This is a genomic window from Streptomyces herbicida (assembly GCF_032656585.1).
Taxonomy (GTDB): domain Bacteria; phylum Actinomycetota; class Actinomycetes; order Streptomycetales; family Streptomycetaceae; genus Streptomyces; species Streptomyces herbicida.
The window spans coordinates 183,110-200,295 of the sequence record NZ_JAUYWJ010000010.1; the positions used below are offsets into that span (position 1 = coordinate 183,110).

Consider the following 17,186-nt stretch of genomic DNA (forward strand, 5'->3'; position numbering starts at 1 on the left):
GAAACCGAGATGTCGTCCTCACCGCTGGCTGCACCACTCGACGTGGAGCTGAAACCGGACAGACCTCCGATCCTGCACATCGATTCCCCCGGCGACGCGGCGAGGTGGGCGGCCGAGTACCGGGAGGCGGTGCGCGCGCAGGTCACCGAGCACGGTGCGCTGCTCGTCCGCGGCCTGGGACTGCGCGAGACGGATCAGGTCGGCGCCGTCTTCGCCGCCCTGTCGGGCGGTCTGATGACGGAGCGAGAAGCCTTCGCCCCCCGAGAGGCGTACGGCCCGGGGCTGTACTCCTCCTCGACCTGGCCGGCCAACCAGCCGATGTGCATGCACCACGAGCTGAGTTACACCGTCGAGGTTCCCGGCCTGATGCTGTTCGCGTGTCTGACCGCGCCCGCCGAGGGCGGGGCGACCGCGGTGGCCGACGCGGAGCAAGTGCTCCAGGCGCTACCCAGCACACTGAGCGAGCGGTTCGAGCACGAGGGCTGGCTGCTCACCCGCAGTTACAACGACGAGATCGGGGCATCCCTCGCGGAGTCCTTCGGCACCGACGACCCCGCCGCCGTGGAACGCTACTGCCGGGCCCACGCCATCGACTTCGCCTGGCAGCCCGACGGCTCACTGCGCACCCGGCAGCGCCGCAGCGCCGTGGTGCGGCACCCGGTCACCGGCCGGCGCTGCTGGTTCAACCAGATCGCCTTCCTCAACGAGTGGACGCTGGCCCCGGAGGTGCGCGAGTACCTCGTGGACGTCTACGGCGACGACGGGCTGCCGTTCAACACCCGCTTCGGAGACGACACTCCGATCGGCGAAGACGTGGTCCAGCTCCTGAACTCCACCTACGAGGAGCACACCCGTCGCGAGCCCTGGCAGGCCGGTGACCTGATGCTCGTGGACAACATTCGCACCGCACACAGCAGAGAGCCCTACGGCGGAGAACGTCAGGTGCTGGTCGGCATGGCCGAGCCCTGCCGCCTGACCGACTGCGTCCCGACCCCGGAGGCAAGCCGACGATGAGCGACACACTGTCACCCGCCACCCGGCGGACCAAGTCCCACCCGGCCACGACGCCGACGTTCGCGGTGATCTCCGGCGCACAGGTGCAGCAGGCACTCGCCGGCCGCGAGAAGGAGATCGTGGAGCTCGTGGAGGCCACCTACCGGCTGCACGGTGCCGGAGACTCGGTCAACCCCCCGTCGTACTTCCTGCGCTTCCCCGACCGGCCCAAGTCGCGGATCATCGCGCTGCCCGCCTCCATCGGGGGCGAGGACCATGTCGACGGTCTGAAGTGGGTCTCCAGCTTCCCTGACAACGTGGCGGCAGGCCTGCCACGTGCGTCCGCGGTCCTCATCCTCAACGACCACGACACCGGCTACCCGTTCGCCTGCCTGGAGAGCTCCATCATCAGCGCCACGCGAACCGCGGCATCCGCCGCACTGGCAGCCGACTGGCTCAGCCGCAGCCGGCCCCGCCCCACCCGAATCGGCTTCTTCGGCACGGGTCTGATCGCCCGTTACATCCACACCTTCCTGGCCGGCACCGGCTGGTCGTTCGACCAGATCGGTGTGTACGACGTGTCCGCCGACAGCACCGCCGGCTTCACCGGTTACCTGCGACAGGCCGGCACCACCGCACAGGTCCAGGTCCACGACACCGCCGAGGAGCTGATCCGCTCCAGCGACCTGGTGGTCTTCGCCACCGTCGCCGGCGAACCCCACGTCACCGACCAGGCCTGGTTCGCGCACCACCCGCTGGTTCTGCATGTGTCCCTGCGCGACCTCGCCCCGGAGATCCTGCTCGCCTCGGCCAACGTCGTCGACGACGTCGAGCACTGCCTGAAGGCGGACACCTCACCGCATCTGGCCGAACAGCTCACCGGCAGCCGCGACTTCCTCGACGGCACCCTCGACGACGTCATGTGCGCACGGCACATCCTGCCCGCCGACCGGACGGTGATCTTCTCGCCCTTCGGACTCGGCGTACTCGACCTCGCCGTCGGCAAGTACGTCTACGACGAGGTGGCCAGGGCGGGACAACTCCGCCTCATCGACAACTTCTTCCACGACCTGCGCCGGTACGGCTGAAACCCCACTTCGTCGGCCCTGGCACCAGGAGGCCCAAGTGCCCGTCATATCCGCGCCGCATGCCTTCAACGAAGGCGGGCTCTACGTCGACCTCGAGTCGATCCTAGGGGTGTGTCTCTACTTGAAGTGCGAGGGCTTCAACTTCGCCGGCTCCATCAAGTTGAAGGCCGCGAACGAGATGGTGGAGAGCGCCGAGCGTGAGGGAATCCTGACGCCGGACTCGATCCTCGTCGAGTCCTCGTCGGGAAACCTGGGCGTGGCGCTCAGCATGATCGCCGCGAGCAAGGGATACCGGTTCCTGTGCGTCACGGACTCCCGCTGCAACCTGTCCACCCGGCTGCTGATGGAGGCACTGGGCAGCGAGGTGCACATCGTGGCCGACCTCGACTCCAACGGCGGCTTCCTCGGCAAACGGATCGACTACGTCCGTTCGCTGTGCGCGTCCGACAACCGGTATGTGTGGCTCAGTCAGTACACCAACCCGGGCAACTGGCGGGCGCACTTCCGCACCACGGCACCGGAGATCGCCACGCAATTCCCGCAGCTCGACGTGCTGTTCATCGGGGCGGGCACCACCGGGACCCTGATGGGCTGCGCCCGCTACTTCCGGCGGTGGCACCGCCCGGTACGGATCGTCGCCGTCGACAGCGTGGGCTCGGTGGCCTTCGGCGGGGAGCCGGGCCGCCGGATGATTCCGGGCCTGGGCATGAGCATGCGCCCGCCGCTGCTGAACGAGGCCTACGTGGACGAGGTGATCCGGGTCGAGGAGGCCGACACCATCCGTATGTGCCACCGGCTGGCCCGACGCGGCTTCCTGTTCGGCGGCTCCACCGGAACCGTGGTGAGCGGCGCGCTCGACTGGCTGACCCGGCACGACACCCGGGACGTCACCGCGGTGGCCATCGCGCCGGACCTCGGCGAGCGCTATCTCGACACCATCTACCAGATCAACTGGCTCCAGGATCTGTACGGGGACGACATCCTCGACTCCGAGGCGCTGACCGCCTCCCGCAAGGCCAAGACGGTCTCGCCGGAGTCGGCGCGCCGACGCAGATCCTAGGCCCTGTCGTCAAACTCCCTTCTGCCCTTCGGACCGACGACGGGAGTTTGACGACAGGACCTGGGCCGTCGTGAACTCACCCAATGTGGACCACCCGCGCCCACGCGGGTGGTGAGTCCGGCACATAGTCGGGATCGTCCTCGTCCCACGACGGCCGCGCGCGCGGGAACAGACCCACCACGGTCCGGCACGGTGGACGTGTCGCCGGCCAGGGGGTCTGCCCGTCGGTGAGGGCCACGATGACATCCGGCCGCGGCCGGATGCGCAGGGCCCGGGCGAAGCCCGTGCGCAGATCCGTGCCGCCACCACCCATCAGCGGTATGCCCTCACCACGGCACAGCGGGTGCACGATCCGGGCCGACGCGTCGCACGGCAGCACGGTGACCAGGTCGCGGCGGCCGCCCACGGCCCGGGAGATCGCGGCGACCTCCAGGAGCGCGCTGCCCAGTTCGGCGTCGCTGACCGACCCGGACGTGTCGATGACCACCGAGACCCGAGGCGGCATGCGCCTCAGGCTCGGGAGCACAGTGCCGGGCACCGAGGCCGAGCGCCGCGCCAGCCGGCCGTACGAGTAGTCCTCGCCCGCGCCGGAGCCGGACGCCGCCGAGCGGACCGCGGCTCCCAGCAACTCCCGCCACGGCTGCGGCGGATGGAACGCCTCCTCCGCCCAGCGCCGCCACCCCTGCGGGGCGTTGCCGGGACGGCCGGTGATGCCCTGCGCCACCCGGAACCGGACGCCGTCCTGCTCCTGCGCGCTCAGCCCGTGTGCGCCGTCCGGACCCAGGTCCCACTCCCGGTCCAGCCCGTCGGCACCGCTGCCGCAGTCCAGCCAGGAAAGGTTCTCCAGCCACGGCCCGAGCCGGAACAGGTGCAGGTAGTCCTCCATGAGCTCCCCGTCGGGCAGCCCCATCGACTTCGGCCGGACAGCGCCTTCCGGGCGGACCAGCCCGTCGCCGAACACATCGTCGTTGATCTCCAGATCGGCGGCGATGTTCATCCGGAGCCGTTCCCCGGGACCGGTCAGCCCGCGTTCCCGGGCGACCCTGTCGCTGCGTGCGTGATGGTCGCGCAGCAGGTGCGACACCTCGTGCACCCAGACCCCGGCCAGTTCCTCCACCGGCATCCGGTCCACGAACACCGGTGAGACATAGCACCGCCAGTACCGGTCGACGGCCATCGTCGGCACCTGCCGCGACTCGACGGGGTGCAGGGCGAACAGTGCCGTCGCCAAGTAGGGCCGGACCCGGGCGGCGTGCAGCCGGGCGGCGAAGAGCTTGTCGAAGTCCAGTGTCCCCGGCGTGTCCGTCGTCATCGGCCCGCCTTCGAGGTGAGTGCGGCGGCCCGTGCCGTGGCGTGGTCCGCACGCCGCGACAGCGACACCACCCCGGCGAGCCGCTCGATGGATTCCGGTACGTCCCAGTCCTGCTGCCGCAGCGAGGCGAGGGTGGTCGCGGGGACGACCACCAGGTCCGGGGCTCCGGTCTCCACCGCACGGACCAGCAGGGCCCATGCCGCGTCCCAGCGGGCCTTCTCCGGGCGGTTGCGGACCGCCTCCACCACTCCTTCGAGTGCGGCCTGGCGCCGGTCCCCGCGCTCGGGCAGCTCGGCACCCGCCGGATCGGCGAGCAGCACCTCGGGATCCGGAAGGTCCAACCGGTCCAGAGCGGCCAGCAGCTCCAGCCCCGGGCCGTCCCCCACCGTGCCCCTGACCAGGAGGGAAAGTACCTCTCGGGAGGAGCCTGCCGCGGTTGCGAAGGCGATCAGACACAGCGTCATGTCCCAGCTCCGGGGCGACGGCCATGCGCCGCTCCGGCGCGTCTCACTGCTGGGCAGCCGGTGCACCAGAGCGGGACGGGCGGACAGGAGCCCGCACACCGCACGGCGGGCCAGGTCGACCGCTTCGGGCAGCCTCCGCGGATCGAGCCGGGGCAGGGTCGCCCGGGGCCAGGTCCCACCGAGGCCGCGCACCACGACCTCGTGGTCGTGCGCCCACTGCAGATGCACGAACCGGTTGGCCAGCGGAGGGCTCAGCTCCCAGCCGTCGGCCGCCGAGGACCGCGGATTGGCGGCGGCCACGATCCGGACGCCGGGCGGCAGCCGCAGGGCGCCGATCCGGCGTTCGAGTACGAGACGCAGCAGTGCGGCCTGAACGGCCGGCGGCGCGGTGGACAGCTCGTCCAGGAACAGCAGCCCCCGGCCGGCCCGGACCAGTCGTACGGCCCAGTCCGGCGGGGCCATCGGGACACCTTGTTCGGCGGGGTCGTCCCCGACGATGGGCAGCCCAGAGAAGTCGGACGGCTCGTGCACGCTGGCGATCACCGTGGTCAGCGGCAGGTCCAGGGCCTCGGCGAGCTGGGTCAGGGCCGCGGTCTTGCCGATGCCCGGCTCACCCCACAACAGCACGGGCAGGTCGGCGGCCACGGCCAGCGTCAGCGCCTCCAGCTGGGTGTCGGGGCGCGGTTCGGTCGTGGTGTCCCGCAGCAGCGCCAACAAGTCTCCGGCGACGTCGAGTTGGGAGGTGGGGGTGGGGTCGCAGAGCGAGTCGGTCATGACGAACGGGCTGTATGAGGGCATGTGTGATCACCTTTGGGTGCGTGGTGAGACGTGTGGGTGAGCGGGACCGGAGTCCTTCGGGCAGCGAATGGCCGCGTGGCGTGGGTCAGCCAGTGGTGGCGTGACGGGTCGGCGAGTGGCGGCGTGCGGGGTCAGCGAGCGATCGCGTGGCGCGGGTGCGAGCGGCGGCCACGGGGAGGGGGGCGCTCCGGACGGAAGCGGTCGGGCCCCGGTCCGATCAGGCCGGCCCTGAACAGCCCGTAGGTGATCCGCCGTCGTGCGGCCGTCTCCAGTTCGTCGCGCAACGCGCCGCTGCGCAGCACCGCGTCGGGGCCCAGCAGCCCCTCGACGACGGCCAGCGCGCCGGCAGTGTCTCCGTGGTCGAGGCGTTCACGCACGCCCGTGAGGCAGTCCGGATGACGGTGCGCCTCGTCGATGGCCTGTAGGCAGGGGAGCGGAGTACCGGCCAGCGCGGCCAGCAGCTCCTCCCGCCGGACCTCGGCGGGGTCGTGGTCCAGCGGGGCCAGGACCCCGTCGACCAGACCGATCCGGTGTTGAGCTCCCCGGCACTCCACGATGCGCGGCTGTCCCGCCGGGTCCGCGTCACGGACCGGATCAACCGGTGCACGGCCCGGTACCAGCGCCGAGGCGACCAGTGGGTGCAGCTGATCGACCTCGATCAGACCCGCGCGGAGCAGCTCGACGTCGGGCGGCACCCAGGTCGCCGCGTCGGGCAGGACCGGCAGCCCGGAGTCCCCGCCACGCGCGGACTCCGCCACGATCCGCAGGCCGGGCGGCCCGACACCGTGCCCGTCCGCGACCAGATCCAGCATCAGCCGATGCCGCCCGCCCAGCCGCACCGTCACGCCGCAGTCGGCCGGACGACCCTCGTCGTGAAGCAGGATTCCCGCCTCGGCCGCCCACCGGTGGACGGCACAACTGCGGTCCGGCGGCAGCCTTTCCAGCAGATCGGGGTCCACGCCGGGAGAACTGCCCGAGGGCAGCCCGTCGAACCCGGACCGGACTCTCAACTCATCGCTCCTGCGCGCGTCCCACAGGTGGCGGTGCAGGTCGAGGCGGAACCGGGGGCTGGGATGGGGGTGTGGATGGCGGCGGGCGCTCGGCTCGCCGTGGGACCCGTCCCACAGCGTGAGGCTGATCCGCTGCCCGGCATCCGCCCAGGCCGGGGGAGTACGGGCCACGAGGTGCACCGGGTACGGGCCGTCTCTCCCCGCCGCGTCGTACCGGGCCAGTGCGACGGTCAGACCAGGGCGCAGCAGTCCGTCGGGAGCGATCCTCGGCATGTGCCAGCGCAACAGGTCCGGCGCCAAATGCCGTAGATCGGCCCGGAGTCGGGCGACAAGGTCCCGGCCCTGCGTGCGTGCCACGGAACGCAGACCGAGATCGACATCGATACCCGCGGCGGCACACGCCCCGGCCCAATCACCGGCTCGGCGGCGGGCGGTCGCGGTTTCGATCATGGAGGGCGGCACGGCGAACTCGCGCACGCGCAGCCAGAAGGAAGTACGGGAATCCCCGTTCGCGGTCCGGGTGAGCATCAGCACTCACCTTGCGCGGACGGGACCCCCAATCTGTCAACACAGTGAGTGGTCATCGCGGCGAGCATAGCGTCCGTCACGACGATCTGTCAGGTGCGTTGGGCAGCCCCCGAGCCGGCGAGCCTGCGTCAGTAGGACAGTTGCGGGTACCAGTCGCCGCGGCCGGCCGGTGTCAGGTCGAGGAGGTGCCAGACCGGGGCGAGCAGGTCGATGCCGCGCTCGGCGATGTCCTTGGCCAGGCGCGGGTGGGCGGAGTAGCGGTGCTGGACCGTGCCGTCGTCGTCCCGTGTGAAGACGGAGATCGTCGAGTCCTGCGCACCGTCCTCGTCCTCGCTGCCCAGGTCGTACTTGAAGGAGCTGTCCCCGCAGCTCAGCAGGCGTAGCCGGGACCAGCCGCGGTTGCGGGCGTGCTGCCGCAGGGCGGGCAGGTCGGCGGCCGCGGCGATGGCGAAGTCGGCGTTCTGGTTCACGTGGTGGGCGACGCCGTTGAAGCCGTCGATCCACAGGGTGCACATCGGGCACGGGTCGGTCTGCAGTTTGCCGTACATGAGGTGGTAGACGATCAGCGGCCGGTCCGGCGAGGTGAACAACCCGCTCAGTGCGACCTCGCGGACGGGGGTGTCGCCGGCGTCGAGATCGGCCGGGCCCTCGAGGAAGACGTAGTCGTCGACGGCCGGCCCCTGGGGCAGCGCCCGTCGCCGGGCCGCGACCTCCTCGCGCCGGCGCATGAGGTCGATCTCGGCGCGGCGGAGTTCCTCGCGGGCGGCGAGATAGTCGTCGGACTCGCCGGACAGTCGGGTGTGCCGCAACATCGCTTCCTCCTGGAATGGCCGACCCCCAGGGCCATTCCAGTCTATTGCGGCTGTCGAGTTTCCCCGGTCAATGGCGGAAGATGTCCTTGGTCTTCTCCTTCGCCTGTCGGGCATCGCCCTTGGACTGCTTCATGCGGCCTTCCGCCTCCATGCTCTCGTTGCCCACAGCGCGCCCGGCGGCCTCCTTGACCTTGCCCTTGGCCTGCTCGGCCTTGGCCTTCGCCTTCTGGTTGCCGGCCATTGGTTTCACTCCCAACGTCTCGTCGGCGCCTGGTTCGTTTATTCGACTCACCACTGCAGGCTGGTTCAAACACAGGAATGGGAATTGCGGGCACGATAAATCGGCTGGAAAGTTGAAATATTTTATTTCTCCTGTCTGTCGCTCGCCGGTCGGTCTCGGTTTATTGCGAACGGATGCTCATCTGGCGCGATCGGTGCTGTCCGCTAGGATCGGGCCATGCGCAGCAACGACCGTGCCTCCGGCTTCCGTCCGCATCGCGTCGTCGTCCTCGCCCTCGACGGCCTGCTCCCCTTCGAGCTGGGCATCCCGCACCGGATCTTCGGGCGCCCCAAGGACGCGCAGGGGCGGCACCTGTACGAGGTGATCACCTGTTCCGTCCGGCCGCCGGGTCCGGTCCAGACCGACGCCGACTTCGCCATCCAGGTAGGGCACGGTCCGGAGGTCCTGGCCACGGCCCACACGGTCGTCGTCCCGGCCTCGTACGAACTGGGGCCGGTCTTCGAGAAGGGTCTGCTGACCGACGAGCTGGCAGCCGCGCTCGCGTACATCCGTCCCGGCACCCGGCTCGCGGCGATCTGTACCGGCGGGTACGTCCTCGCGGCGGCCGGCTACCTCGACGGCCGCCCGGCGACCACGCACTGGGCGGACGCCGATCGCTTCCAGCGGCTGTTCCCCCAGGTGAAGGTGGACGCCGACGTCCTGTTCATCGACGACGGCGACGTCCTGACCTCCGCGGGGGTCGCCGCCGGCATCGACCTGTGCCTGCACATCGTGCGCCGCGACCACGGCACCGCCGTCGCCAACGACGTCGCTCGCCGCACCGTCGTACCGCCCCACCGCGACGGCGGTCAGGCGCAGTACATCCACCGCCCGGTGCCGGACCCGCAAGTGGCCACCACGACCGCGGCCCGCGCCTGGGCGCTCGGCCGGCTCCACGAGCCGATTCAGCTGCGGGACATGGCCGAGCAGGAGTCCATGTCCGTACGCACCTTCACCCGCCGCTTCCGTGAGGAGGCCGGCGTCAGCCCCGGCCAATGGCTCACCCAGCAGCGCGTGGAACGCGCCCGGCATCTGCTGGAGTCCACCGACCTCTCCGTCGACCAGGTGGCACGGGATGCGGGCTTCGGCACCGCCCAGTCGATGCGCCAGCACCTGCAGGCGGCCCTCGGTGTCACGCCCACCGCATACCGGCGCACGTTCCGTGTCACCGCCGACGCGAAGGGCACGCCCGTCGAGTTGTAGCTCCCGGAGCCGTGCAATTGCTGCGCCCGGCCCGGGCGGGTGCGACAGGGGCCCTCAGCGCCGGGCGGAATGACCCGGGCTATTCTCCTGGGCATGAGTGAGGGGGACAGCGGCAGACGGATCGTCGACGGCCGCTTCGAACTGCAGGTCAGGCTCGGTGGCGGCGGCATGGGCACGGTGTGGCGCGCCCACGACCTGCTGCTGCACCGCAGTGTGGCCATCAAGGAAGTACGGCCACAGGATCCCGGTCTTGCCGAGTACGACCCGGAGGCCGCGCGGATGCTGCGGGAGAGGGTCCTGCGCGAGGCCCGCGCGCTCGCCAGGGTCGAGCACCCGAACGTCGTGACCATCCACCACATCGTCGACGGCGGCGGGGACTCCTACCCGTGGATCGTCATGGAGCTCGTCGAGGGCGGTTCGCTCGCCGACCGGCTCAGCCACGGCGCCATGGCTCCCGCGGAGGCGGCCCGCATCGGCCAGGGTGTCCTGTCGGCGCTGCGCGCGGCCCACGCCGCCGGCGTCCAGCACCGCGACGTGAAGCCCGCCAACGTCCTGCTGCGCCGCGACGGCCGCCCGGTCCTCACCGACTTCGGCATCGCCGCGGTGCGTGAGTCGACCACGCTCACGGCCACCGGAGCACTGATCGGCACCCCCGACTACATGGCACCTGAGCGCATCTCGGGCCAGCCGGGCGGCCCCGAGGCGGACCTGTGGTCCCTGGCGATGATGCTGTACGTGGCGGTCGAGGGTCACCACCCACTGCGCAAGGCCACGACGCTGGCCACGCTCGCCGCAGTGCTCTACGACGACGTACCGCCTCCCAGCCACGCCGGCGCCCTGACCGCCGTGCTCAACGCCCTCCTGGTGCGCGACCCGGCGGCGCGGCCGGACGGCGAGACCGTCGAGCGCATGCTCGCCGCCGCGGCCCAACCCGCCCCCGGGCAGGCGACCACCTCGTATCAGCTCGCACCGCCGACCCCGCTCGCACCCCCGACGCCCCCTCCGCCGTACGGCACGGCGACCTTTGGCCCCCCTCCGGGTATGACCACGGCGGATGTCGCTCTTTCCCCGGCCGACAAGAACGTCAAGCGGCAGCGGCGGATCCGGAGTGCGGTCGTCGTCGGTTCGGTGGTCGCCGCGATCGTGGCCGGCAGCCTGGTAAGGGGGCAGCTGGCCGATGGCAACCGCGACGACGCCTCCGGAACTCCCGGCGCCACCGGCACGCCGGCCGGGGCCACCTCCCATGCGACCGCAGCGACCACGAGTCCGAGCCCGGCGGAACACCAGACGTCCGGCAAGACGAAGAACCTGCTCACCCCCGACGGCATCCGCACCGCGCTGAAGGCCATCGAGGACGAGACGGGCCGCCACAGCTACGGTGACCTCACCGTCTACCCCGACTACGTCTCCGCGGACCTCATGGCCCCCGGCAGCCGGACCCAGTACGACTCCTACACCTATCGCACCGACGGAGGCGTGTCGAAAGACATCATCTCCGGCTCCCTGATGGGCGGCGACCAGCCGGTGAGCCTCAAGAACTTCAACTGGGACGCCCTTCCGTCCCTGCTCGCCCAAGCGGAGAAGAAGCTGAACGTCGACAAGCCCACGACCCGCTATCTGCTCCTCCGTCAGCCGAACACGCTGTCCGACACCCAGCTGGGCATGGCGGTCTACATCAGCAACGAGTACAGCCAGGGCGGCTACCTCGAGGCCTCACCGCAGGGCAAAGTGACCAAGACGATGCCCTACGACGGCTGACCGCATCCTTTTCACGAGCGGGGTGCGAGAACGCATGCTCGTGACACTCCCGCCCGCAGCGGCGTGGCACTCACCGCGGTACACCTGTTGCCAGTGAGGATTACTGGCCGTTCCGCTGGGTTGTCTGGAGGCAGATATGACGGTGAATCGGCTCGGCCTGGTCGTGCACGGTGGGCGTCCGGAAGCCGTGGAGGCCGCACGGACCGTACGCGCGTGGTGTGCCGAGCACGACGTGCCGTGCACGGACATCGATGTGTGGGGAGACGGCGGCAGGCACAGTACGCATGACGAGCTCGACTCCGCGGGCGACCCGGACCTCATCGTCACACTGGGGGGTGACGGCACGTTCCTGCGCGGCGCCCGGCTGGCCGCCGCGAACGACTCCCTGGTTCTGGGCTTCGACCTGGGACGCGTCGGCTTCCTCACGGAGGCCCCCGTGGCAGCGGTGCGTCCGGCTCTGGACGCCGTGCGGGAGGGGCGGCACGAGGTCGAGAAGCGCATGCTGCTCACGATGCGTGCGTCGTGCCGCCTCGAAGTGCCCTCGGACGTGGAGGGGCTGTTGCGGTACGGCCGCGGCCCCCTGCTGCCGCCACCGAGCGTGCGCCCCGAGTGCGAGGCAGACAAGGACTGGGGCATCCCCCTTCATGTCACGGCGCTCAACGACGTCGTCGTCGAGAAGCTGTCGCGGGACCGGCAGGTCTCGGTCGGCGTCTACATCTCCGGCAGGCTCCTGGCGTCCTACTCCGCCGACGCGCTGCTGGTCGCCACGCCCACGGGCTCGACCGCCTACAGCTTCGCCGCCGGCGGCCCGGTCGTGTCGCCCCGCTCGGAGGCGCTGGTCTTCACACCGGTCGCTCCGCACATGACGTTCAACCGGTCGGTCGTCACGGCCCCCGACGAGCCCATCGGACTGCGTGTGCTCGAACGCTCCGGCCGGGCGGCGGTCAGCGTGGACGGCCAGCTGCGTGGCGTGCTCGATCCGGGGGACTGGATCGGGGTGTACGCCGCGCCGCAGAGGCTGCGGGCCGTGCGGCTCGGGCCGATGGACTTCTACGGCCGGCTGCGCGAACGGATGAACCTGACGGACGCCCCGGCCGCCGTGGCCGACGGGACGGCCGCCCCGCTGTGGTCGGTCACCACCCCGCCGCCCGGCGACCTCGCCCACCTCGAGTTCCTGAGGGGACCGGACGATCCGTCCCGGGTTCCCTAGGTGCGGCCCGGTGGACCGGCTGTGACTTCTCCCACCTGCTCTTGCCGCAGGCCAGGGGGCGTACCTAGGTTCGGTGACATGTCCTCCCACGGCCCGACCCATCCTGTCGATCCGGACGAACCCGACGCGGTGCGCGGGAACGGCGCCGGACGGCCGGACACCTCCGCGCCGGTCGACTTCGCCGTCGACCTCGGCGCACACGAGGTGCTGCGGCGGGCCCATGTCCTGGATGCCCTCGGCCCCGACTGGGACCCCGTCGCCGTGCTCCAGGACGAGGAGGCGGCATACGACCTGCTGTACTCCGGCCTCAGCGAGGAACAGCGACAGGTGTACGACGACCTGGTCGCGGCCGGTGTGCTGCCGAGGAGGGGACACGGCAGTGCTGCCGCTTGACCCGCAGGCCGACATCGGGCGCCGCGCCTGGGTCAGCTGCCCGAACTGCGACGACAGCCAGGGGTGCGACACCTGCGAGCAGCGCCGCACCTGCTCCGAGCACTGGCGGTATCTGCTCCGTAACACCGGCAGCCTGCTCCATCTGCAGTGCCCGTCGTGCAGCCACATCTGGGAGCACGAGACCGGCTTCGGCGCGACCCGCTCCCGCTGGGAGCGCATCACCAGCGGCCTGCGCCGCCAGTGATCGGCGGCGCCGCACAGGACTCGGCGTAACGTACGGCGACCGGGCGGACCCTCAGCGTAAACGTGTCCCGCAGTGACCCCTCACTCGCCCGGAGCGAGCGCGTGCGCCAGAATCCGTGCCGCGGACTCGATCAGTGCGTTGTCCACCGGCGCGTCCTGGGCGGTCTTCGACGACAGCACGGCCAGCACGACCGGTGTGCGCCGTGTGGTCCAGGCGACGCCGATGTCGTTCGCAGTCGCATAGTCACCGGTGCCTGTCTTGTCCGCGACGACCCAGTCGCCGGGCAGGCCCGCGCGGAACCGTTGGCCGCTGGTCGTGTTGCCCTTCAGCCAGGTGACCAGTCGCTTGCGATCCTCGTCGGCCAGGGCACGGCCCAGCGTCAACCGCTCGATGCATCCGCCGATCGCCGCCGGCGTGGTCGTGTCGCGCAGGTCGCCGGGCACAGCGGTGTTCAGGTCGGTCTCCCAGCGGTCGAGACGGCTCACCCGGTCGCCGATGGAACGGAAGAACCCGGTGAGCCCGGCCGGCCCGCCGATCTCGCGCAGCAGCAGGTTTCCCGCCGTGTTGTCGCTGTACTGGATCGCGGCCGCGCACAGGTCGCCCAGCGACATGCCGATGTCGACGTGCGCCTCGGTCTTCGGGGAGTTCGCCAGGAGGTCCGCGGGCGGGTAGTGGATCACCTTGTCCACCGGTGAGCAGCGGCCTTGTTCGCGCAGGACCGCCGCGGCTGCGATCGCCTTGAACGTCGAGCACATCGCGAACCGCTCCCGCGCCCGATGGGACACCACCTGCCCGGTGCGGACGTTACGGGCGTACACGCCGAGGCGCGCGGCGTATCGCTGTTCGAGTTCGCGCAACTCACCTACGACGCCATCCGGTTGGGGTGGCTCCTGCGCCGAAGCGGACGAGGCCGTGACAGTGGGGGTGAGTGCGGCGGCCGAGGCGGCGAGGCCGGCCCTGAACAGGCCGCGCCGCGGCATGAATGCGGAAGTGGTCATGTGCAGAGGTAAACAGCAGAACCGCACCCATGTCCAAGAGTGAACTTTGAACGCACCATAACCAATTGATATGACTGCTGGATGGACTTGCTCGCACACCTCGAGGCGTACGTCGCGGTCGTCGACGAATCGAGCTTCTCGCGCGCGGCCGACCGGCTCGGGATCGCCCAGCCGCTCCTCAGCCGGCGCATCAAGACGCTCGAGGCGCACTTCGGCGGCTCGCTGTTCGACCGTTCACGGCGTCGGATCACTACCACCGAGTTCGGCGTACTCCTGCTGCCGTACGCCCAGGACGTCCTGGACCGGGCCCAGCGGTTGCGGCACGTCGCGCGGTCGGCCCGCGAGGCGGCGGCAGGCGCGGTCGGAGTACCGGCGGACTGCGGTCCGGCGGCACTGGCGCGCGTCATGCGCGCGGGCGCCGAACGCGGCACCACGCTGCGTGTGCACGAACTGCCGCCGCAGGAGCGGCTGGTGGGTCTGGCCGACGGATCGCTGACGTACGCACTGCTGCGCGTACCCCCGGAGAACGCCGCGCTCCGCGTGCCCCTCGGCCTGGCGTCCGCGCCGCCCAACGGGCCGGACGGTACCCGCACCAAACCGGTCGAGGGCGGGCAGCGGCCCCGTCCGCGCGCGGTCCACCTGGAGGACCTGCGGCCCGCGCGCGGCCGACTCCGGCGGCCGGCCGCGGTTCCGATCCTCACCATGGCGGAGGACCAGGTCCCCTACGCACAGGACCGGCTGACCCGCGCGGCCGCACGGGCCGGGCTGCCCGAAGGGCTGATCCGTGCGGCCGGCCCCACGGCGACCGCGCTGGCCGAGACCCTGGCCGGCCGGGTCACCCTGCTGTGCGCGGAGTCCTATGCGCGGCTGCACGGGGCGCGTTGGGCGCCGCTCGCCGACGCGATGCTGCACCGGGGGTACGACCCCGGCACCACACGGCGTCACGATGGCGTGACGAGCGTGCCGGACTGGCTGGTCATGTTGCTGGCGGCAGCCGTCGGAGCCGCGCGGAGCACCCCGGCCACGCCGCCCCCCGGGACAGGGCGCCGGGACGCCTCCGCACGGCTGGCGGCCCACGGATGAGCCCCCGCCCGAGCCATGTAGCCAGCGACAGTGCCCTGCTGGAGGTCGCCGAGGCGATCGCCGCGGACTGGGCGGCCCTCGGAGTCCACGGATCGTTCCTCGCCCGCAGCATCGACACCGGCGAGCAGCTCGGCTTCGATGTCGACGAGCCCGTGCCCCTGGCCTCGGTGGTGAAGGTCCCGCTCGCCCTCGTGGCGCTGGACCGCATCGCGAGCGGAGAACTCGACCCGGCACGGCCGGTGACCGTCGAGCCGGACACGAGCAGCGTCGGTGCCACCGGGCTCGCGGCATTCCGGCACCCGGCCACCGTGGCCGTCGGCGACCTCCTCTTCCTCATGCTCTCGGTGAGCGACAACGCCGCTGCCGACGCGCTGCTCGACCTCCTGCCGGTGCAGGACGTCGAGGCCCGTCTGCGCACCTGGGAGTGCTCCGGCATCCGGATGCGCCACCGGCTCAACCGCATGTACGAATGCGCCGCCGGCGCGGCGGGCAACGACTTCTCGCTCGCCCTCGAACTGGCCATCCGCGACGACCGTTCGGGGCGTCACTCCATCGAGACGCTGGATCCGGCCCATGCCAACCTCGGCACCGCGGCGGCGCTCGTCGATCTCCTCGAGCGCGTGTGGCGGGACGAGATCGCGCATCCCGACGCCACGTCCGAACTGCGCAGGCTCATGGGCCTGCAGGTCTTCACCCAGCGGCTCGCGAGCGAACTGCGCGCGGACACACTCCGGGTGAGCGGCAAGACCGGAACCTTCCTCCACCTGAGGCACGAGATCGGCGTCGTGGAGGCCGAATCCGGCGACCGGGCGGCGATGGCCGCGCTCACCCGCTCCGACCGCCGGGCCAAGCTGGCGCCGGACGTCGACCTGGCGATCGGAATCGCCGCACGGCAGGCCTTCGAGGCGCTACGCCGCTGAAGGCGTCGCCACTCGGCCGGCGGTCCGCTCAGTCGCGTCCGCGCCCCTTCTCCAGGCGTTCCAGTACCGCACCCGCCATGGCCTGCTCACCCGTGGCGTTGGGGTGTGCGGGGGCCGCGGGCGAGGCCGGCTGCAGTGGTTCGATCCAGCGGTCGGCCGGGGCCTTGCACATGTCGTGGTCGCGCGTGGGCGCGTAGGTGTCGACGTACTCCGCGTGGTTCCAGGCGGCGACCAGGCGCAGCATGAGGTTCAGGCGCTTCTCGGTGTCCCGCAGATAGGGGAAGTCCTTCGACGCGAACGGCACCGAGGGGTAGCAGCCGCTGCCGTCGTCGGGCAGGAGGTCCGGGTAGCCGACGACGAGCAGCCGGGCGTGCGGCGCCCTGGCGTGCACGGCGCGCAGCACACGGTCGACCTTCGGCGCGCTCTGCACGATGTTGAGCGTCAACTGGTCGGTCCCGGACGAGGCGTAGTAGCGCTGGCACGGGTTTCCCGCCAGGTCCTGGGAGGCGAGCCGGGCGCAGGTCTGGATGATGGAGCCGAAGCCGACGTCGTTGCCGCCGATCTGGACCGTCACCAGGTCGGTGTCCCGTCGCACCGCGCCGAGTTGGGGACCGTTGGTGCCCTGCGGCTTCCACATCTCCTCGGTGGTCGCTCCGGCGCAGCTCACGTCCTTGAACGCGGACACACCGCGCTGTGCCGCCACGATCGAGGGGTAATTGTGATCCGAGCGGGCGCAGTTCGCGTCCACCTGCCGCGGGATGAGGGGGCCCGAGGTGTAGGAGTCCCCGAGCGACACGTACTGCGTGTCGTGGCGGTGTGCCGAGGCCGGTACGGCGGAAGCGGCGACGAGGGTGCAGCCGCCGAGCGCCGCCCCCACCGCGACCGGCCACCGCCGAGGTCTTGCCGATTCGCCCGGATGTGTGTCGTTCACCATCGAAGACCCCCCTGAGCACGGAACATCGCGCGCGGCCGACACCAGCAGGCGGCTCTCGCGCGTTCGACCAGGCTTGTATACCGTTCGGTATGTCCCGG

17 protein-coding genes are annotated in these 17,186 nt (G+C 71.1%); 10 read left to right on the forward strand and 7 right to left on the reverse strand.

The features are described from left to right. The first annotated feature begins 9 nt into the window (after nt 1–9). From Q8A52_RS22045 to sbnA, 3 genes are read left to right on the forward strand one after another with little or no spacing between them, the layout of a single operon-like run. On the forward strand, nt 10–1,014 hold the full coding sequence (locus Q8A52_RS22045; RefSeq protein ID WP_316754413.1) for a TauD/TfdA family dioxygenase: 1,005 nt from the start codon (nt 10–12) through the stop codon (nt 1,012–1,014). Next, the gene (sbnB, locus tag Q8A52_RS22050) at nt 1,011–2,081 is read left to right on the forward strand and encodes a 2,3-diaminopropionate biosynthesis protein SbnB (protein WP_316754414.1); all 1,071 of its coding nucleotides are present in this window, start codon (nt 1,011–1,013) and stop codon (nt 2,079–2,081) included. Before Q8A52_RS22045 ends, sbnB begins: the two co-directional genes overlap by 4 nt. 37 nt (nt 2,082–2,118) lie before the next feature. Continuing rightward, nucleotides 2,119–3,141 (forward strand): 2,3-diaminopropionate biosynthesis protein SbnA, encoded by a 1,023-nt coding sequence (sbnA, locus tag Q8A52_RS22055; RefSeq protein ID WP_316754415.1) that lies wholly within the window; start codon nt 2,119–2,121, stop codon nt 3,139–3,141. A 76-nt stretch (nt 3,142–3,217) separates the two neighbouring features. On the opposite strand, the gene Q8A52_RS22060 is transcribed toward sbnA, so the two are convergent. From Q8A52_RS22060 to Q8A52_RS22080, 5 genes are all read right to left on the reverse strand, one after another. Next, a complete protein-coding gene (locus tag Q8A52_RS22060; RefSeq protein WP_316754416.1) occupies nt 3,218–4,453 on the reverse strand; it encodes a vWA domain-containing protein in 1,236 nt (411 codons plus the stop codon). Next, nucleotides 4,450–5,715 (reverse strand): AAA family ATPase, encoded by a 1,266-nt coding sequence (locus Q8A52_RS22065; protein WP_316754417.1) that lies wholly within the window; start codon nt 5,713–5,715, stop codon nt 4,450–4,452. The genes Q8A52_RS22060 and Q8A52_RS22065 overlap by 4 nt, the downstream gene beginning before the upstream one ends. Nucleotides 5,716–5,846: 131 nt before the next feature. Further along, nucleotides 5,847–7,253 (reverse strand): hypothetical protein, encoded by a 1,407-nt coding sequence (locus tag Q8A52_RS22070; protein ID WP_316754418.1) that lies wholly within the window; start codon nt 7,251–7,253, stop codon nt 5,847–5,849. Between the two features lie 128 nt (nt 7,254–7,381). Next, nucleotides 7,382–8,065, reverse strand: coding sequence for a DUF899 family protein (locus Q8A52_RS22075; protein ID WP_316754419.1), 684 nt, complete (start codon nt 8,063–8,065; stop codon nt 7,382–7,384). A gap of 67 nt (nt 8,066–8,132) precedes the next feature. Beyond that, the gene (locus tag Q8A52_RS22080; RefSeq protein WP_316754420.1) at nt 8,133–8,306 is read right to left on the reverse strand and encodes a CsbD family protein; all 174 of its coding nucleotides are present in this window, start codon (nt 8,304–8,306) and stop codon (nt 8,133–8,135) included. A gap of 216 nt (nt 8,307–8,522) precedes the next feature. Here Q8A52_RS22080 and Q8A52_RS22085 point away from each other — a divergent pair, with 216 nt between their 5' ends. From Q8A52_RS22085 to Q8A52_RS22105, 5 genes are all read left to right on the forward strand, one after another. Then, nucleotides 8,523–9,548, forward strand: a complete 1,026-nt coding sequence (locus Q8A52_RS22085; RefSeq protein WP_316754421.1) for a GlxA family transcriptional regulator — start codon at nt 8,523–8,525, stop codon at nt 9,546–9,548. Nucleotides 9,549–9,641: 93 nt separating this feature from the next. Beyond that, nucleotides 9,642–11,306 carry a serine/threonine-protein kinase gene (locus Q8A52_RS22090; protein WP_316754422.1) on the forward strand — a complete coding sequence of 555 codons (1,665 nt, stop codon included), beginning with the start codon at nt 9,642–9,644 and terminating at the stop codon, nt 11,304–11,306. A gap of 136 nt (nt 11,307–11,442) precedes the next feature. After that, entirely contained in the window at nt 11,443–12,516 is a 1,074-nt protein-coding gene (locus Q8A52_RS22095; RefSeq protein ID WP_316754423.1) for an NAD(+)/NADH kinase, read from the forward strand. Between the two features lie 78 nt (nt 12,517–12,594). Beyond that, nucleotides 12,595–12,909: a DUF6400 family protein gene (locus Q8A52_RS22100; protein WP_316754424.1), complete on the forward strand. Its 315-nt coding sequence runs from the start codon at nt 12,595–12,597 to the stop codon at nt 12,907–12,909. After that, complete coding sequence (locus tag Q8A52_RS22105) at nt 12,896–13,153, forward strand: hypothetical protein (RefSeq protein ID WP_316754425.1); 258 nt, start codon at nt 12,896–12,898, stop codon at nt 13,151–13,153. The genes Q8A52_RS22100 and Q8A52_RS22105 overlap by 14 nt, the downstream gene beginning before the upstream one ends. A gap of 80 nt (nt 13,154–13,233) precedes the next feature. On the opposite strand, the gene bla is transcribed toward Q8A52_RS22105, so the two are convergent. After that, nucleotides 13,234–14,151 (reverse strand): class A beta-lactamase, encoded by a 918-nt coding sequence (gene bla, locus Q8A52_RS22110; protein WP_316754426.1) that lies wholly within the window; start codon nt 14,149–14,151, stop codon nt 13,234–13,236. Between the two features lie 81 nt (nt 14,152–14,232). On the opposite strand from bla, the gene Q8A52_RS22115 reads away from it, so the two are divergent. After that, nucleotides 14,233–15,234 carry a LysR family transcriptional regulator gene (locus Q8A52_RS22115; RefSeq protein WP_316754427.1) on the forward strand — a complete coding sequence of 334 codons (1,002 nt, stop codon included), beginning with the start codon at nt 14,233–14,235 and terminating at the stop codon, nt 15,232–15,234. After that, a complete protein-coding gene (locus Q8A52_RS22120) occupies nt 15,231–16,154 on the forward strand; it encodes a serine hydrolase (protein WP_316754428.1) in 924 nt (307 codons plus the stop codon). The genes Q8A52_RS22115 and Q8A52_RS22120 overlap by 4 nt, the downstream gene beginning before the upstream one ends. A 28-nt stretch (nt 16,155–16,182) precedes the next feature. Here Q8A52_RS22120 and Q8A52_RS22125 read toward each other — a convergent pair whose 3' ends face one another. Further along, nucleotides 16,183–17,088, reverse strand: coding sequence for an SGNH/GDSL hydrolase family protein (locus Q8A52_RS22125; RefSeq protein WP_316754429.1), 906 nt, complete (start codon nt 17,086–17,088; stop codon nt 16,183–16,185). Between the last annotated feature and the right edge of the window lie 98 nt (nt 17,089–17,186).

Coding starts and splice junctions, on each gene's coding strand:
- Q8A52_RS22090 (WP_316754422.1), top strand. CDS start 9,642: ATGAGTGAGGGGGACAGCGGCAGACGGATCGTCGACGGCCGCTTCGAA.
- Q8A52_RS22070 (WP_316754418.1), bottom strand. CDS start 7,253: ATGCTCACCCGGACCGCGAACGGGGATTCCCGTACTTCCTTCTGGCTG.
- sbnB (WP_316754414.1), top strand. CDS start 1,011: ATGAGCGACACACTGTCACCCGCCACCCGGCGGACCAAGTCCCACCCG.
- Q8A52_RS22060 (WP_316754416.1), bottom strand. CDS start 4,453: ATGACGACGGACACGCCGGGGACACTGGACTTCGACAAGCTCTTCGCC.
- Q8A52_RS22120 (WP_316754428.1), top strand. CDS start 15,231: ATGAGCCCCCGCCCGAGCCATGTAGCCAGCGACAGTGCCCTGCTGGAG.
- Q8A52_RS22115 (WP_316754427.1), top strand. CDS start 14,233: ATGGACTTGCTCGCACACCTCGAGGCGTACGTCGCGGTCGTCGACGAA.
- Q8A52_RS22045 (WP_316754413.1), top strand. CDS start 10: ATGTCGTCCTCACCGCTGGCTGCACCACTCGACGTGGAGCTGAAACCG.
- bla (WP_316754426.1), bottom strand. CDS start 14,151: ATGACCACTTCCGCATTCATGCCGCGGCGCGGCCTGTTCAGGGCCGGC.
- Q8A52_RS22125 (WP_316754429.1), bottom strand. CDS start 17,088: ATGGTGAACGACACACATCCGGGCGAATCGGCAAGACCTCGGCGGTGG.
- Q8A52_RS22080 (WP_316754420.1), bottom strand. CDS start 8,306: ATGGCCGGCAACCAGAAGGCGAAGGCCAAGGCCGAGCAGGCCAAGGGC.
- Q8A52_RS22095 (WP_316754423.1), top strand. CDS start 11,443: ATGACGGTGAATCGGCTCGGCCTGGTCGTGCACGGTGGGCGTCCGGAA.
- Q8A52_RS22075 (WP_316754419.1), bottom strand. CDS start 8,065: ATGTTGCGGCACACCCGACTGTCCGGCGAGTCCGACGACTATCTCGCC.
- Q8A52_RS22065 (WP_316754417.1), bottom strand. CDS start 5,715: ATGCCCTCATACAGCCCGTTCGTCATGACCGACTCGCTCTGCGACCCC.
- Q8A52_RS22085 (WP_316754421.1), top strand. CDS start 8,523: ATGCGCAGCAACGACCGTGCCTCCGGCTTCCGTCCGCATCGCGTCGTC.
- Q8A52_RS22100 (WP_316754424.1), top strand. CDS start 12,595: ATGTCCTCCCACGGCCCGACCCATCCTGTCGATCCGGACGAACCCGAC.